14 protein-coding genes are annotated in these 15,123 nt (G+C 68.8%); 6 read left to right on the top strand and 8 right to left on the bottom strand.

All coding sequences use genetic code 11. The features are described from left to right. Positions 1 to 177: 177 nt before the first annotated feature. From NFU04_RS01395 to gloB, 6 genes are all read right to left on the bottom strand, one after another. Positions 178 to 1,761 (bottom strand): ABC transporter ATP-binding protein, encoded by a 1,584-nt coding sequence (locus NFU04_RS01395; protein ID WP_251307751.1) that lies wholly within the window; start codon positions 1,759 to 1,761, stop codon positions 178 to 180. Then, complete coding sequence (locus tag NFU04_RS01390) at positions 1,754 to 2,803, bottom strand: ABC transporter permease (protein ID WP_251307750.1); 1,050 nt, start codon at positions 2,801 to 2,803, stop codon at positions 1,754 to 1,756. Before NFU04_RS01390 ends, NFU04_RS01395 begins: the two co-directional genes overlap by 8 nt. 4 nt (positions 2,804 to 2,807) lie before the next feature. Then, positions 2,808 to 3,881, bottom strand: a complete 1,074-nt coding sequence (locus tag NFU04_RS01385; RefSeq protein WP_251307749.1) for a microcin C ABC transporter permease YejB — start codon at positions 3,879 to 3,881, stop codon at positions 2,808 to 2,810. Positions 3,882 to 3,898: 17 nt separating this feature from the next. Next, complete coding sequence (locus tag NFU04_RS01380) at positions 3,899 to 5,737, bottom strand: extracellular solute-binding protein (RefSeq protein ID WP_251307748.1); 1,839 nt, start codon at positions 5,735 to 5,737, stop codon at positions 3,899 to 3,901. Positions 5,738 to 5,913: 176 nt separating this feature from the next. Beyond that, entirely contained in the window at positions 5,914 to 7,089 is a 1,176-nt protein-coding gene (locus NFU04_RS01375) for a transglycosylase SLT domain-containing protein (protein ID WP_251307747.1), read from the bottom strand. Between the two features lie 49 nt (positions 7,090 to 7,138). Then, entirely contained in the window at positions 7,139 to 7,906 is a 768-nt protein-coding gene (gene gloB, locus NFU04_RS01370) for a hydroxyacylglutathione hydrolase (protein ID WP_251307746.1), read from the bottom strand. A 213-nt stretch (positions 7,907 to 8,119) separates the two neighbouring features. On the opposite strand from gloB, the gene NFU04_RS01365 reads away from it, so the two are divergent. The 4 genes from NFU04_RS01365 to nudC are packed head-to-tail and all read left to right on the top strand — an operon-like array spanning position 8,120 to position 10,880. Next, positions 8,120 to 8,899, top strand: a complete 780-nt coding sequence (locus NFU04_RS01365) for a class I SAM-dependent methyltransferase (RefSeq protein ID WP_251307745.1) — start codon at positions 8,120 to 8,122, stop codon at positions 8,897 to 8,899. Then, entirely contained in the window at positions 8,892 to 9,365 is a 474-nt protein-coding gene (gene rnhA, locus NFU04_RS01360) for a ribonuclease HI (protein WP_251307744.1), read from the top strand. Before NFU04_RS01365 ends, rnhA begins: the two co-directional genes overlap by 8 nt. A gap of 2 nt (positions 9,366 to 9,367) precedes the next feature. After that, the gene (dnaQ, locus tag NFU04_RS01355) at positions 9,368 to 10,123 is read left to right on the top strand and encodes a DNA polymerase III subunit epsilon (protein ID WP_251307743.1); all 756 of its coding nucleotides are present in this window, start codon (positions 9,368 to 9,370) and stop codon (positions 10,121 to 10,123) included. After that, a complete protein-coding gene (gene nudC / locus NFU04_RS01350; RefSeq protein WP_251307742.1) occupies positions 10,110 to 10,880 on the top strand; it encodes an NAD(+) diphosphatase in 771 nt (256 codons plus the stop codon). Before dnaQ ends, nudC begins: the two co-directional genes overlap by 14 nt. A gap of 44 nt (positions 10,881 to 10,924) precedes the next feature. Here the strand turns inward: nudC and NFU04_RS01345 are convergent, their stop codons facing one another. Beyond that, positions 10,925 to 11,236: an SCP2 sterol-binding domain-containing protein gene (locus NFU04_RS01345; RefSeq protein WP_251307741.1), complete on the bottom strand. Its 312-nt coding sequence runs from the start codon at positions 11,234 to 11,236 to the stop codon at positions 10,925 to 10,927. Positions 11,237 to 11,385: 149 nt separating this feature from the next. Here NFU04_RS01345 and sohB point away from each other — a divergent pair, with 149 nt between their 5' ends. After that, the gene (gene sohB / locus NFU04_RS01340; protein ID WP_251307740.1) at positions 11,386 to 12,414 is read left to right on the top strand and encodes a protease SohB; all 1,029 of its coding nucleotides are present in this window, start codon (positions 11,386 to 11,388) and stop codon (positions 12,412 to 12,414) included. A gap of 54 nt (positions 12,415 to 12,468) precedes the next feature. Here the strand turns inward: sohB and NFU04_RS01335 are convergent, their stop codons facing one another. Beyond that, entirely contained in the window at positions 12,469 to 12,786 is a 318-nt protein-coding gene (locus NFU04_RS01335) for an ArsR/SmtB family transcription factor (RefSeq protein ID WP_146801210.1), read from the bottom strand. A 383-nt stretch (positions 12,787 to 13,169) separates the two neighbouring features. Here NFU04_RS01335 and NFU04_RS01330 point away from each other — a divergent pair, with 383 nt between their 5' ends. Then, the gene (locus tag NFU04_RS01330; protein ID WP_251307739.1) at positions 13,170 to 15,083 is read left to right on the top strand and encodes an acetate--CoA ligase; all 1,914 of its coding nucleotides are present in this window, start codon (positions 13,170 to 13,172) and stop codon (positions 15,081 to 15,083) included. The last annotated feature ends 40 nt before the right edge of the window (positions 15,084 to 15,123 follow it).

Raw genomic sequence — 15,123 nt, 5'->3', positions numbered from 1 at the left:
CATATCCCGGCGGGTCGGGCCGGTTTATACCGTTATCTTGTTTGTCGATGCCGGGGTGTCATGGCCTCGGCGCCTGCTCGCCGCGCATCGCAGCCACGGGGGCATCGCGGCGAGAGGAGTGGCATCCATCGAGGCCGCCGCCGCCGGGCCGTTCCTGGCATATCACCCGGGCTGGCCTCAGGAAGCGAGGCCGGCGGCCTCCACCAGGGCTCGGGTGTAGTCGCTCGCCGGGGCCCCGAGCACCGTCTCGCAGTCGCCGGCCTCCACCACCCGGCCCTCCTTGAGCACCATCACCCGATGGGCCATGGCCCGGACCACCGCCAGGTCGTGGCTGATAAAGAGGTAGCTGAGCCCGCGCCGCGCCTGGAGGTCGCGGAGCAGCTCGACCAGTTGCTTCTGCACGGCGCGATCCAGCGCCGAGGTGGGCTCGTCCAGCACCAGCAGCTCAGGCTCCAGGATCAGCGCTCGGGCGACGCTGATGCGCTGGCGCTGGCCGCCGGAGAACTCGTGGGGGTAGCGGGCGGCGCAGTCGGCGGGCAGGCCCACCTCGGCCAGCGCGGCGGCGACCCGGTCCGCTACTTCGGGCGCGCCGAGTTCCGGATGGTGAAAGCGCAGCCCCTCGCTGACGATCTCCGCCACCGGCAGTCGCGGCGAGAGGGAGCCATAGGGGTCCTGGAAGACCACCTGGAAGCGCCGCCGCTGGCGGCGCAGGGCGTCGCCGCTCAGGCGATCGAGACGCTCGCCGGCGAAGTCGATCTCGCCGGAGCTCGCGGTCAGGCGCAGCAGTGCCAGGGCCAGGGTGGTCTTGCCGGAGCCGGATTCGCCGACGATGCCCAGGGTCTCGCCGCGGCCCAGGGTCAGGTCCAGGGGCTTGACCGCCTCGAAGGGCGGCGGACGGCGACTGAAGAGGCGCTTGGGGCGCTGAAAGCCGACCGAGAGCGCCCGGGCGCTAAGCAGGGCGGTGCCGGGGTCGAGCGGGGGGCCGGGGCGCCCCTGGGGCTCGGCGGCCAGCAACGCCCGGGTATAGTCGCTGCGCGGTGCGGTGAAGACGCGCTCCACCGGCCCCGACTCCTGCTCCCGGCCGCGGTAGAGCACGCAGACCCGGTCGGCATGGCGGCGTACCAGGTTGAGGTCGTGGCTGATCAACAGCATGGCCATGCCGTGACGGTCGCGGAGCTCCGCCAGCAGCGCCAGGATCTCGCGCTGGACGGTGACATCGAGGGCCGTGGTGGGCTCATCGGCGATCAGCAGCTCCGGCTCGTTGGCGATGGCCATGGCGATCATTACCCGCTGGCGCTGGCCGCCGGAGAGCTGATGGGGCCAGGCGTCGATCAGTCGCTCGGGGTCCGGCAGCCTGACCTGGGCGAGCAGCGCCAGGACGCGGCTGCGGGCGGCGGCCCCCGAGAGGCCCTGGTGCAGGCGCAGGCTCTCGCCGATCTGGCGACCGATGCGCTGCAGCGGGTTCAGCGAGGTCATCGGTTCCTGGAAGATTACCCCGACGCGGGCGCCACGCACTCCCTGCCATTGGCGGGGGGTGAGGCGCGAGAGGTCGGTGTCGCCGAGCCGGCGGCCGCCCTCGACCCGGGCGCTGTCGGGCAGCAGGCCCAGGGCGCCCAGCGCCGAGACCGACTTGCCGGAGCCGGACTCGCCCACCAGGGCCAGGGTCTCGCCGCGGCCCACGCCAAGGCTCAGCTGCTCCACCACCGGCTGGCCGTGGAAACGGACGCTCAGGTTGTCGAGGCGAAGGACGGCATCAGGCATGGTCGGCGCTCCGGGGCGTGTGACGGGGGTCGAAGGCGTCGCGCAGTCCCTCGCCGATAAATACCAGCAGCGAGAGCATCAGCGACAGGCTGACGAAGGCGGTGATGCCGAGCCAGGGCGCCTGGAGGTTGTTCTTGCCCTGGGCCACCAGCTCGCCCAGCGACGGCGACCCCGGGGGCAGGCCGAAGCCGAGGAAGTCCAGGGCGGTGAGGGTGGTGATGGCGCCGGTGAACAGGAAGGGCACGAAGGTCAGGGTGGCGACCATGGCGTTGGGCAGCACATGGCGCCACATCACCAGCCGCGAGGGCAGGCCCAGGGCCCGGGCGGCGCGCACGTACTCCAGGTTGCGGGCGCGCAAAAACTCGGCGCGTACCACGTCGACGATGCCCAGCCAGGAGAACAGCAGCATGATGCCCAGCAGCCACCAGATATTCGGCTCCACCAGGCTGGCCAGGATGATCAGCAGGAAGAGCATCGGCAGCCCCGACCAGATCTCGGTGAGGCGCTGGCCGAAGAGGTCCACCTTGCCGCCGAAGTAGCCCTGGAGGCCGCCGATCAGCACGCCCAGGGCCAGGGAGCCGGCGGTGAGCACCAGGGCGAAGGCCACCGAGAGGCGAAAGCCGTAGATCACCCGAGCCAGCACATCGCGGCCCTGGTCGTCGGTGCCCAGCCAGTGGCGGCCGTCCGGCGGCGCCGGGGAGGGGCGGCGCATCTGCATGTCGAGGGTCTGGTAGGCGAAGGGGATCGGCGGCCACAGGGCCCAGCCGTGGGCGTCGATCCGTTGCTGGATAAAGGGGTCATGGTAGTCGGTGCCGGTGGGCAGGAAGCCGCCGAACTCGGTCTCCGGATAGTCCACCAGCAGCGGCACATACCACTGGCCGTCGTAGCGCATCACCAGGGGCTTGTCGTTGGCGATCAGCTCGGCGGCCAGGCTGACCAGGAAGAGGCCGGTAAACAGCCACAGCGAGAACCAGGCGCGCCGGTTGCCGCGGAACACCGCCAGGCGGCGGCGGGCGATGGGCGAGAGGTCGAAGCGGGCCATCGGCTCAGGACTCCCTTGTCTCGAAGTCGATGCGCGGGTCTACCCACACATAGGTGAGGTCGGAGATCAGCTTGAGGATCAGGCCGATCAGGGTGTAGAGGAAGAGGGTGCCGAAGATCACCGGGTAGTCGCGCTGCATCACCGCCTCGAAGCCGAGCAGGCCGAGCCCCTCCAGGGAGAAGATCACCTCGATCAGCAGCGACCCGGTGAAGAAGATGCCCACCAGGGCCGCCGGCAGCCCGGCGATGATGATCAGCATGGCGTTGCGGAACACATGGCCGTAGAGCACTCGCCGGTCGCTGGCGCCCTTGGCCCGGGCGGTCAACACGTACTGCTTGTGGATCTCGTCGAGGAAGCTGTTCTTGGTGAGCATGGTCAGGGTGGCGAAGCTGCCGATGGTCAGGGCGGTGACCGGCAGCGCCAGGTGCCAGAAGTAGTCCTTGACCTTGCCCCAGGCGGAGAGCGCCTCGAAGTCCGGGGAGGTCAGGCCGCGCAGCGGGAAGAGGTCCCAGTAGCTGCCGCCGGCGAACAGCACGATCAGGAGTATCGCGAACAAAAAGCCGGGGATGGCGTAGCCGACGATCACCAGCGACGAGCTCCAGATATCGAAGCGCGAGCCGTGGCGCAGCGCCTTGCGGATGCCCAGGGGAATCGAGATCAGGTAGACCAGCAGGGTCGACCAGAGGCCGAGGGAGATCGATACCGGCAGGCGCTCGACGATCAGCTCGACCACCGGGCGATCGCGAAAGAAGCTCTCGCCGAAGTCGAGGCGCGCATAGTCGGCGAGCATCCCCAAAAAGCGCTCATGGGCGGGGCGATCGAAGCCGAACTGGGCCTCCAGCTGCTCGATGAACTGGGGATCGATGCCCCGAGCGCCCCGCGACTCGTTCTCGACCACCACCTCGCCGCCGCCCATGTCGAGGCGGGTGCTGGCCCCGGCATCCAGGCCCTCGAAGCGCGCCAGCAGCTGGTCGATGGGGCCGCCCGGGGCGGCCTGGACGATCACGAAATTGAGCAGCAGGATGCCCAGCAGGGTGGGGATCATCAGCAGCAGGCGGCGCAGGGTATAGCTGGCCATGGACGTGTCTCCTCGGGCTAGCGGCCGCGCTGGCGGCGGGTGATCTCGGCGGCTCGCTCGGGGTCGACCCACCAGGCGGCGAAGTCGTTGCCGTAGCGGGGGAAGGGCTGGGGATGGCCGAACTTGTCCCACAGCGCCAGGCGCGTCTCGCCGGAGTGGTAGTGGGGAATGATCGCGAAGCTCAGGCGCAGCACCCGGTCCAGGGCCCGGGTATGGGCGATCAGCGCCTCGCGGCTGTCGGCGCGGATCAGCCCCTCCACCAGGGCATCCACCGCCGGGTCGGCGAGCCCCATCAGGTTGCGCGCCAGGGGCGTCTCGGCGGCCTCGCTGGTCCAGTAGCTGCGTTGCTCGTTGCCCGGGTTGTTGGACTGGGGGAACTGGCTGGTGACCATGTCGAAGTCGAAGCCACGCAGCCGATTGAGGTACTGGTTGACGTCGACGATGCGGATGCGGGTCTCCACCCCCAGGCGCGCCATGTTGCGCAGCATCGGCTGGGCGACCCGCTCCATGCCGGTATCGAAGAGCAGCATCTCCAGGCGCAGCGGCTCGCCGCTCTCGCCATGGACCAGGCGCCGGTCCCGGTAGACATAGCCCGCCTCCAGCAGCAGGTCATGGGCCCGGCGCAGCCGCTCGCGCAGGTCCTCGGGCTCGGCCAGCGGCATGGGCTCGTCGAAGACCCGCGGGTCGAGGTGTTCGCGCCAGGGCTCGAGCAGGGCCAGCTCGGCCTCGGAGGGCAGGCCGCGGGCGGCCAGCTCGGAGTTCTGGAAGGCGCTCTGGGTGCGCGCATAGCTGTCGTAGAAGAGGTTGGCGTTGAGCCAGGGGAAATCGAAGGTCAGCGACAGCGCCTCGCGGACCCGCGGGTCCTGGAAGCGTGCCTGGCGCAGGTTGAAGACATAGCCCTGGAGGGTGGCGGGGGTGCCGTCGGGGATGGTCAGGCGCCGCACCGAGCCATCCTGGTAGGCGGGAAAGTCGTAGCCGGTGGCCCAGGTGGCGGCGCGGGCGTCGATGCGCAGGTCCAGCAGTCCCGCCTTGAAGGCCTCCATGGCGATGTCCCGGTCGCGGAAGTAGTCGTAGACCAGGCGCTCGATGTTGTGGCGCCCGCGGTTGACCGGCAGCGCCTCGCCCCAGTAGTCCGCCACCCGTTCGTAGACGATGCGCCGGCCCGGCTCGACCCGGGCGATGCGATAGGGACCGGAGCCGGGGTGGGCCTCGAGGCTCGGCGAGGCGAAGTCGCGGCTTGCCCAGTAGTGCCTGGGCAGGATCGGCAGGTCGCCGAGGATCAGCGGCAGCTCCCGGGAGGCGTTGTCGACGAAGGTGAAGCGCACCCGACGGGGGCCCAGCACCTCGACGCCGGTCACCTCGGCGTAGTAGCTGCGGTAGCTGGGAATGCCTTCCTCCATCAGCAGCTCGAAGCTGAAGGCCACGTCCTCGGCGGTGATCGGTTCGCCGTCGTGGAAGCGTGCCTCGGGGCGCAGCCGGTACTCGATCCAGCGCCGCTCGGGGTCGAGGACCAGGCGTTCGGCGATCAGGCCATAGACGCTGAAGGGCTCGTCGGGGTTGGCGGTGGTCAGGCTGTCATAGGTCTGGGAGAGGCCCGCCGCCGGGGTGCCGCGGAGGATAAAGGGGTTGGTGGAGTCGAAGCTGTCGCCCACCGCGGCGCGGGTCAGGCTGCCGCCCCGGGGCGCGTCGGGATTCACATAGGGGAAATGGGTGAAGTCCGCCGGCAGGGCCGGCGCCCCGTAGAGGGCCAGGCCATGCACCGGGGCGGGCGTCGGCGCCTGGGCCGCCAGGGGCAAAGACAACGTCAGGCACAACAGGGCGAGCAGCCCGGCACGCGGCATGGGTATCCCTAACATGATCACTCCCGGATAAACGACCGGGGCTAGTCTACCCGGAACCGCGGCCCGGGGTCAGGGGGGCAGGCCAATCGGGCCTCCACGCCGCGTTGCGCAGAACCCAAAAGAGCCCCGGCGAAATCGACGGGGCTCGTATGGTATCGGCGTCGCGCCCCGGTGCAGGCGCTGGACCGCGATTAGCTGCGGTTGGCGGCGAGCTGCTGGGTCGGCACGCGCAGGGTCTGGCCGATCTGCAGGGTGTCGTCGTCCAGGCCATTGCGCCGACGCAGTTGACTGACCGAGGTGGCGAAGCGGCTGGCGATGGCGGAGAGGTTGTCGCCGCGGCGCACCACGTACTGCTGCCAGCCACCGGCAGTGGCCAGGCTCGGGGCGCTCGGTGTCGAACGGGTCAGGCGTGCCACCAGGCGCTCGGCGTTGTCGCTGGGCACCAGCAGTACCGGGGTGTTGGCGGGATTGTGGCTGCCATCGAGGACCCCGGGGTTGAGGGCCGCCAGGGTCTCGTGGCTGACCCCGGCCAGGCGAGCGGCCTCGTTGAGTGCCAAGGGGCGGTCCACCGTCACCCTGGCGAAGGCGGGGGCGTCCTCGATCTCCGGCAGGGCCACGCCGTAACGTTCCGGCTCGTTGATGATGGCGGCGATGGCCAGCAGCTTGGGCACATAGTTCATGGTCTCGCGGGGCAGATTCAGCGCCCAGTAGTCGCTGTCCGCCCCGGCGGCGCGGCGGGCCCGATTGACGGTGCCGGCGCCGGCATTGTAGGCGGCCAGCGAGAGCAGCAGATCGCCCTCGTACCAGCGTTCGGCCTGCTGCTCGATATAGTCCAGGGCCGCGCGGGTCGAGGCCACCACATCGAGGCGACCATCGTAGTGACGGTTACGGCGCAGTCCCAGGGAGTCCCCGGTGCGCGGCATGAACTGCCAGAGCCCCCGGGCACCGCGGTGGCTGCCGGCGGTGGGATCGAAGGAGCTCTCCACGAAGGGCAGCAGGGCGATCTCGGCGGGCAGGTCACGATCCTGCAGCCGATCGAGGATCCAGCTCATCCAGGGGCGGGCTCGCTCGGTGATCTCCTCGATATTGTGGGGGCTGGCGCTGTAGTGGTCGATCCACTCCTGCACCCGGGGGTGGTCGATCTTCTCCTGCCAGGCCAGTTGGCCACGCAGACGCGACCAGACGTCGCTGGGCTGGGGTTCCAGGGCCAGGGCGTCCCAGAAGTGGCCGCCGTCCAGCGGGGTAGCGTCGTGCGGCGTCGCCGACAGGCGCGGGTTACCGCTCTGGGCGCCGGCGGCGGCCAGCGACAGGCCGAGCAGGGTCACCGCCAGGCCAAGGACCAGGCGGCGGTGGGTACGGTAGGTCATCTAGGCGTGTCCTCGTGGGCGCGATGGCAGAGGGCGTCCATGGGCATCGTCAGAAGCGATCCTTCCAGGATCGCAGGGTGGTAAAGGTCGTCAGTGGATCGCTCGCTTCGCCTTGGGCCGCAGCTTGGCGCTGCACAGCCGGGTCGGCACCGCGCAGAAAGGGGTTGATGCGCCGCTCCTGCTCCAGGGTGCTGGGCAGGGTGGGGCGATCCAGGGCCCGGGCCTGCTCGCACTGCGCCTGGTAGGCCTGCAGGTCGGCGTTGTCCGGGTCGGCGGCCAGGGCGAAGCGCAGGTTGGCCAGGGTGTATTCGTGGGCGGCGAACACCAGGGTCTCTCCCGGCAGGGCCGCCAGCCGCGTCAGGGAGTCGAACATCTGCTCGGGACGGCCCTCGAAGAGCCGGCCGCAGCCCGCCGAAAAGAGGGTGTCGCCGCAGAACAGCAGGGGGGGCACCCCCGGGGCGAAGAAGGCGATATGATCCAGGGTGTGCCCCGGCACCGCCATGACCTCGAAGCGACGCCCCAGCACCCGGCATTCGTCGCCGTCGCCGAGGCGCTCGTCGATGCCGGGGATGCGCGGGTTGTCCGGGCCATAGACCCGCGGCGAGTAGCGCGCGATCAGCTCCGCCAGGCCGCCGGTATGATCGGCGTGGTGGTGGGTGATCAGGATGGCATCGAGGCTCAGGCCGTCGCGCTCCAGGGCCTCGATGACCGGGGTAGCATCGCCGGGATCGACCACGGCGGCGCGGGAGGTCGAATCTTCCCGCAAAAGCCAGATATAGTTGTCATTGAAGGCAGGAATCGGTGTCACGCTCAACATGGCATCGCCTTCCTCACAGAGGCTAGGGGCACGCAGGCTCGTCCTGGTCGCGCCGGTCGGGGATCACGGTCTGTCTCGACTCGAATCTCGAGAGGCCAGTCCGCCCACCTGTCGATGGCCCACGGTGCTCGATGCCCATGCCGCTCGATGTCAGGCGCTTAACGTCAGGGATCTGGCCCACAAAATCGCACACTTTGGAGGCTTCGCCGCGCCGTGTCAAATTCGCAAAGGACGATCTCACTGCCGGAACGGGTGCGCGAGGGGCGTCGCTTCTGGGCCTCGAAGGCGGGTAGTGCCCTGTGGCGCGCCGAGCGAGCCTGCCTGGGGCCCGCCTGTGAGGCGCTGCATGGGGCCCATAGCCTGGAACTGAGCATGGCGCCCTCGCTGACCGATATGTGTCCGGTGCGCCATACCCTGCGCTGGTCGCCGACCCGGGAGCTCGCCGAGGGGCCCTCGACCCTGGTGTGCCAGCCGGACCACCTGCCGCTGCCCGATGGCTGCCTGCAACTGGTGGTGATCCATCATCTTCTGGAGGTGGTGGCGGACCCTCATCATCTGTTGCAGGAGGCCGCCCGGGTCACCGCCGATGGCGGTCGCCTGGTGTTGATCGGCTGGTTGCCCCTGGGGCCGGCGGGACTCTCGCGGCTGTGGACGCGACGCCGGCGCCAGCCGCCCTGGCGCGGGTCCTGGCGGGGGCCGGGACGGCTCAAGGACTGGCTGACATTTGTCGACTTCGAGACCGAGCGGATAGACTATTGCGGCTTTCATCTGCCGGGGACGGCGCCGCGCAATGCGAGCCTGGAGGCCCTGGGGCGGCGCCATAACCTGCCCCTGGGCGACAGCTTCATGATTCGCGCCCGGCGGCGTGCCATGCCGGCCCAGGTGCAGCGCCCGCGCTTCAGCCTGGATGCCGCCCTCGGCGGCCACTCCCTGGGTTCGGCCACCCGGCTGACCCGCCAATCCCGCAGCGACAGGAAGATCGAGGTTGACTGATTCCCCCCAGGCGAGCCCCGCCGTGACCATCTATACCGACGGCGCCTGCCGCGGCAACCCGGGCCCTGGCGGCTGGGGCGCCGTGCTCGAGAGCGGCCCCCACGAGAAGACCCTCAAGGGCTTCGAGGCCGAAACCACCAATAATCGCATGGAGCTGATGGCCGCCATCATGGCCCTGCGCGAGCTCAAGCGCCCCTGTCGCGTCGAGCTGTGGACCGACTCCCAGTACCTGCGCAAGGGGATCACCGAGTGGATCCACGGCTGGCAGAAGCGGGGCTGGAAGACCGCCGCCAAGCAGCCGGTCAAGAACGCCGAGCTATGGCGGGCGCTGCTGGCCGAGAGCGAACGCCACCAGGTGGCGTGGCACTGGGTCAAGGGGCATAGCGGCCACCCCGGCAACGAACGGGCCGACAGCCTGGCCAACGAAGCCATCGACGCGGCCCAGGCCGCCCATCAGGGAGACTAAGCATGCGTCAGATCGTGCTGGATACCGAGACCACCGGCATCGACCCCAAAGAGGGGCATCGGCTGATCGAGATCGGCTGCGTGGAGATGGTCAACCGCCGCTTCACCGGCCGCACCTACCACCAGTTCATCAACCCCGAGCGGGAGATCGAGGCCGAGGCCATCGAGGTCCACGGCATCACCAACGAACGGGTCGCCGACGAGCCGCGTTTCGCCGACGTCGCCGACGAGTTCTGGGAGTTTATCCGCGGCGCCGAGCTGGTGATCCATAACGCCGCCTTCGACGTGGGCTTTATCGACCACGAATTCGGCCTGCTCAATGCCCGGCGGGGGGAACCGCGGCTCGGCCCGGTGGCCGAGCACTGCGGCATCCTCGATACCCTGAAGATGGCCAGGGACAAGCACCCGGGGCAGCGCAACAACCTGGATGCCCTGTGCAAGCGCTACGACATCGACAATGGTCGCCGGGTGCTCCACGGCGCCCTGCTGGATGCGGAGATCCTCGCCGAGGTCTATCTGGCGATGACCGGTGGTCAGACCGCCCTGACGCTGGACGCCAGCGGCGAGGAGGAGGGCGGCGACGCCCAGGGGGGCACCACCGGCGGCATTCGTCGGCTCTCGTCGGCGCGTCCGCGGCTGGCGGTGGTGGCGCCCAGCGAGGCGGAACTCGCCGCGCATCGCAGCAAGCTGGAGGCGATCCGCCAGGCCGCCGGCGAGTGTGTCTGGGATCGGCTGGAGGGCGGCGATGTTTCGTCGTGATCGCCCGCAGGGGGCCACGGAAGGCTACCTGATCCGCCTGGCCCAGGGGCGCATCGCCCCGGGGGCCGAGGCGGGGATCCTGCAGCCGCCGGCGCCCTGGCCCGAGGGCGCCATGGCGCTCGGCCACTGGGAGGATATCCCGGTGGCCCTGTCCCTGGAGGACGAGCCGGGGGAGGCCTGGCTCGACGGGCGCGGCTGGTTGGGGCGGCTCCCCGAGTCGCACTTCGGCCTGCTCTCCACGGCCCTGCAGGTCGGCCATTGGTACCGCAACCACCGCTTCTGCGGGCGCTGCGGCAGCCGGGCCAGTGCCCTGGAGCACGAGTTTGCCATGGCCTGTCCGAGCTGCGGGCACCGCAACTACCCGCGCATCTCGCCCTGTATCATCACCCTGGTGACCCATGGCGAAGAACTGCTGCTGGCGCGTAGCCCGCGGTTTCCGCCGGGACGCTACTCGACCCTGGCGGGGTTTATCGAACCGGGAGAGGCGGCGGAGGAGGCGGTGCGTCGTGAGATCTTCGAGGAGGTGGGCCTGACGGTGGGACGGGTCGGCTACTTCAAGAGCCAGGCCTGGCCCTTTCCCCATGCGCTGATGCTGGGCTTCTTCGCCGAGGCGGCCAGCCGGCGGATTCGTATCGACGGCGAGGAGATCGTCGATGCGGCCTGGTTCACGCCGCGGCGGCTGCCTCAGCTGCCGCCGCTCTACTCGATTTCCCGCGCCTTGATCGAGACGCATCTCAAGGCGGTGGGAGGGCGGTAAACGGTGAACGCCCCTTGGCCACTCTAGCCGGGATGGCCTAGGGCTTAGCCCCTGGGAAAGAGGCTGGTCAGGCGGGTGGCCAGCATCACATTGCCGGTGGCCTTGAGCTTGCCGGTCATAAAGGCGCTCATGCCGTTGATCTCGCCGCTCATCACGCCCTTGAGGGTATCGGTGGAGAGGCTCAGGGTAACCGAGGGGTCGTCGTGATCGCCCTGCTGGATATCGAGCTCGCCGTCCTTGACCGCCAGGTAGTGGTTGTCGGTATCGGTAAAGTTGAACTGGAAGACGTCGTCCATGCCCTGGGCGGCAGCGGCATCGAAGCGGGAGTGAAGCTTGTCGAAGATCGGGTTGCTCATCGGGGATCCTGTCCGTGTCGGGGAGTCAAGGGAACTCGAGCATATTTAAAACAATCGTTTGAAGCAAGCGGTCTCGGAGCGATCGCCGGACGGAGGCGGATGCCGCCCGCCGCGGCGTCCGGGCGGGACGCTCAGGGAAGGAGGTGCGTGTGAGCGAGTGGTTGAGTGATCTGGGGGCCTTCGCGGTCCAGATGGCCCTGCTGGCCCTGGTGGTGGTGGTGACCCTGACGCTGGTGGCGAGACTGCGGGAGAACGGCGCGGAGCGTACCCGGCTGCGTATCGAGGAGCTCAATGGGCGCAGCCGGCGGCGGCGGCGGCTATTGCAACTGGCGGCCAGTGCCCCCGGCGAGCGTAAGGGGCTGCTCAAGCGGTTTCGCCGTGATGACAAGCGGCAGCGCCGCCAGGGCGAGGAGAGCGGCCAGCGCTGCTGGGTGCTGGATTTTCATGGCGACCTCAAGGCCTCGCGGACGGCCCGCTTCGGCGAGGAGATCTCGGCGCTGCTGGAGGTGGCCGAGCCCGACGATGAGGTGGTGATTCGCCTGGAGTCCGCCGGCGGCCTGGTCCATGCCTATGGCCTGGCGGCGGCTCAGCTCGACCGACTACGCGAGGCGGGACTCGCCACCCGGGTCTGCGTCGACAAGGTGGCGGCCAGCGGCGGTTACCTGATGGCCTGCTGCGCCCAGCATATCCAGGCCGCGCCCTTCGCGGTGCTGGGCTCCATCGGCGTGGTGGCGCAGGTGCCCAATGTGCATCGCCTGCTGAAGCGTCATGACGTGGACGTTGAGGTACTGACCGCGGGGCGTTACAAGCGCACCCTGACCGTGCTCGGCGAGAACAGCGAGGAGGGGCGCGAGAAGTTCGTCGAGGACCTGGAGCATACCCATGAGCTGTTCAAGGCCTTCGTCGCCGAACGCCGTCCGGCCCTGGATATCGAGGCGGTGGCCACCGGCGAGATCTGGTATGGCCGGGATGCCCTGGGGCGGGGGCTGATCGATGAGCTGGGGACCAGCGAGGCCTACCTGCAGCGTCGTCAGGAGACGGCACGGGTCTACCTGGTACGCCTGGAGAGCCAGAAACGCCTGGGCGAGCGCCTGGGAATGGCGGTCTCCCGAGGCGTGGAACGCGGCATCGAACGGACCCTGGAGGCGCTGGATGCCAGCCGCTGGCTCAAGCGCTGAAAGGGAATTAACCGCCGCTGGGCAGCGGACAGGGCCCCACGACCAGCGGCCTCATCACTCCAGGTAAAGCTCGGCGAGGGTCGCGACGATACGTTTTGCCTGATCCCCCTGCAGGGAGTAATAGATGGTCTGGGAGGCGCGGCGGGTACTGACCATGCCTTCCCGACGCAGGATCGCCAGGTGCTGGGAGAGCGCCGACTGACTGAGGCTCAGCTTGGCATTGAGCTCCGATACCGACAGCTCGACGCCGTCCAGCAGGCAGAGGATACGCAGACGGTTTTCATTGGCCATGGCCTTGAGCAACGCCGTGGCGCTCTCCAGGGTGGGGGCGCCGGCGGCCAGCAGGCGGGCGGCGGGTTGGGATGTGCTCATGGCGGTCTCCGGGTGAGGCGAGGACGCCAGGGCATCCCCGCGGTTTCGAGCCGTACTGGCGGTTCACCCTGCGCACTCGGGCGTGTCGAGTCGTGGGGCGTAGCGTCTCCCTGCGTGTCTTGTCAGTTTCTCATTTAGTTATCCCTCAATACTGATTTAGTGGATCAGCCAGCGGGATGCCACTTCTTTGTCACCAATAAGTTAACGCTGAGTCAATGTGTGTGTCCTGGATGGGAGTCATTCGGCTGGTTGTAGACAATTAGTCGAGTGGGGACGGAGAATTAGCCGATGGTCTCAGGGAAAAACGCCGTGAATTCGCTAGAGTGTCAACAATGGGCGGCGACGCCTTCGCCCCTTTCACTCAGTGAGTCATGAGATCCGCCATGAGCCATTACCAGACCAGCTATCGTCATGCCATCGAGCAGCCCGAGGCCTTCTGGGCCGAGCAGGCCAAGCGCCTTCCCTGGTTCACGCCGCCATCGACGATTCTCGAGTATGACGATCAGGGGCATGCCCGCTGGTTCGTGGATGGCGAGATGAACACCTGTTTCGCGGCCCTCGATCATCAGGTGGCCGAGGGGCGTGGCGAGCAGGCGGCCCTGCTGTGGGACTCCCCGGTCACCGGCGAGAAGCGGCGCCTGAGCTATCGCGAGCTGCGCGACCAGGTGGCGCGCTTCGCCGGGGCCCTGGCCGGCCTCGGCGTCACCAAGGGCGACCGGGTGGTGATCTATATGCCCATGGTGCCGGAGGCGCTGGTGGCCATGTATGCCTGCGCGCGCCTGGGGGCAGTGCACTCGGTGGTATTCGGCGGCTTCGCGCCCCATGAGCTGGCGGTGCGCATCGACGACGCCCAGCCCAAGGTGGTGGTGGCGGCGTCCTGCGGGATCGAGGTGGATCGCGTCATCGCCTACAAGCCGATTCTCGACGAGGCCCTGAGCCAGAGTCGGCATCGGCCTGACGCCTGCGTGGTGCTGCAACGCGAGCAGGGCCGGACCGAGCTGACGCCGCGGGATCATGACTGGCAGGCGCTGGTGGCCGAGGCGGCGCCGGCGGAATGCGTGCCGGTCAAGGCCACCGATCCACTGTATATCCTGTATACCTCCGGGACCACCGGCAAGCCCAAGGGGGTGGTGCGCGACCACGGCGGCCATGCGGTGGCGCTGCACTACTCCATGGAGGCGATCTATGGCATGCAGCCCGGCGAGGTGTTCTTTTCCGCCTCCGACGTGGGCTGGGTCGTCGGCCACTCCTATATCGTCTATGGCCCGCTGCTGCGCGGCTGCACCACCCTGGTCTACGAGGGCAAGCCGGTGCGCACGCCGGATGCGGGGGCCTTCTGGCGGCTGATCGAGGAGTACGACGTCAGGGTCTTCTTTACCGCGCCCACCGCCTTTCGCGCCATCAAGAAGGAGGACCCGGAGGGGCGGCGGCTGGCGGATCACGATATCTCGGGGCTGCGTGCCCTCTTCCTGGCCGGGGAGCGCCTCGACCCGCCCACCTTCCACTGGCTCGACGACCTGGTGCCGGTGCCGGTGATCGATCACTGGTGGCAGACCGAGACCGGCTGGCCGATCGCCGCCAATCCCCTGGGGCTGGAGGCGGTGCCCACCAAGGCCGGATCCGCCACCTACCCGGTGCCGGGCTTCAATGTCCAGGTGCTCGACCGCGACGGCGAGGTGGCGCCGACCAGTACCCAGGGCAGCGTGGTGATCCGCCAGCCCCTGCCGCCGGGGTGCCTCACCGGTATCTGGCGCGACCCGCAGCGCTTTCACGCGGCCTATATGGCGGCCTATCCCAACTGCTACCTCACCGGCGATGGCGGCTACTTCGATGACGACGGCTACCTGTTCATCATGGGGCGCACCGATGATGTCATCAACGTGGCCGGGCACCGTCTCTCCACCGGCGAAATGGAGGAGGTGCTGGGCAGTCATCCGGCGGTGGCCGAGTGTGCGGTGATCGGTATCCAGGACGCCCTCAAGGGGCAGCTGCCGGTGGGGCTGGTGATCACCAAGGATGGGTTCGACGGCGACGAGGCGGCGCTGGAGGCCGAGCTGGTGGCCCGGGTACGCCAGACCATCGGCGCCATCGCCTGCCTCAAGGAGGTGCTGGTGGTGCCGCGGCTGCCCAAGACCCGCTCCGGGAAGATCCTGCGTAAATTGCTAAGGACCATCGCCGATGGCGAGGCCTACGGCATTCCCTCGACCATCGATGATCCGGCCAGCCTGCAGGAGGTGCATGAGCAGATGCGGACCCGGGACCTGGGGCAATCGAGCCAGGCGCGACCGGCGCAGTAGCGCTAATTGCTCGGCTAACACCGGACCGCCGATGGCGAGG

Source organism: Halomonas sp. NCCP-2165, assembly GCF_023708045.1.
Classification (GTDB): Bacteria; Pseudomonadota; Gammaproteobacteria; order Pseudomonadales; family Halomonadaceae; genus Bisbaumannia; species Bisbaumannia pacifica.
Note: the sequence above shows the minus strand (reverse complement) of the source record. Positions and strands in the feature narration are given on the sequence as shown.

Bases quoted from the DNA above. Each gene is read 5' to 3' on its own strand.
- NFU04_RS01330 (WP_251307739.1), top strand. From the start codon at position 13,170: ATGAGCCATTACCAGACCAGCTATCGTCATGCCATCGAGCAGCCCGAG.
- NFU04_RS01395 (WP_251307751.1), bottom strand. From the start codon at position 1,761: ATGCCTGATGCCGTCCTTCGCCTCGACAACCTGAGCGTCCGTTTCCAC.
- NFU04_RS01345 (WP_251307741.1), bottom strand. From the start codon at position 11,236: ATGAGCAACCCGATCTTCGACAAGCTTCACTCCCGCTTCGATGCCGCT.
- NFU04_RS01335 (WP_146801210.1), bottom strand. From the start codon at position 12,786: ATGAGCACATCCCAACCCGCCGCCCGCCTGCTGGCCGCCGGCGCCCCC.
- NFU04_RS01390 (WP_251307750.1), bottom strand. From the start codon at position 2,803: ATGGCCCGCTTCGACCTCTCGCCCATCGCCCGCCGCCGCCTGGCGGTG.
- NFU04_RS01375 (WP_251307747.1), bottom strand. From the start codon at position 7,089: ATGACCTACCGTACCCACCGCCGCCTGGTCCTTGGCCTGGCGGTGACC.
- gloB (WP_251307746.1), bottom strand. From the start codon at position 7,906: ATGTTGAGCGTGACACCGATTCCTGCCTTCAATGACAACTATATCTGG.
- NFU04_RS01380 (WP_251307748.1), bottom strand. From the start codon at position 5,737: ATGTTAGGGATACCCATGCCGCGTGCCGGGCTGCTCGCCCTGTTGTGC.
- dnaQ (WP_251307743.1), top strand. From the start codon at position 9,368: ATGCGTCAGATCGTGCTGGATACCGAGACCACCGGCATCGACCCCAAA.
- NFU04_RS01385 (WP_251307749.1), bottom strand. From the start codon at position 3,881: ATGGCCAGCTATACCCTGCGCCGCCTGCTGCTGATGATCCCCACCCTG.
- nudC (WP_251307742.1), top strand. From the start codon at position 10,110: ATGTTTCGTCGTGATCGCCCGCAGGGGGCCACGGAAGGCTACCTGATC.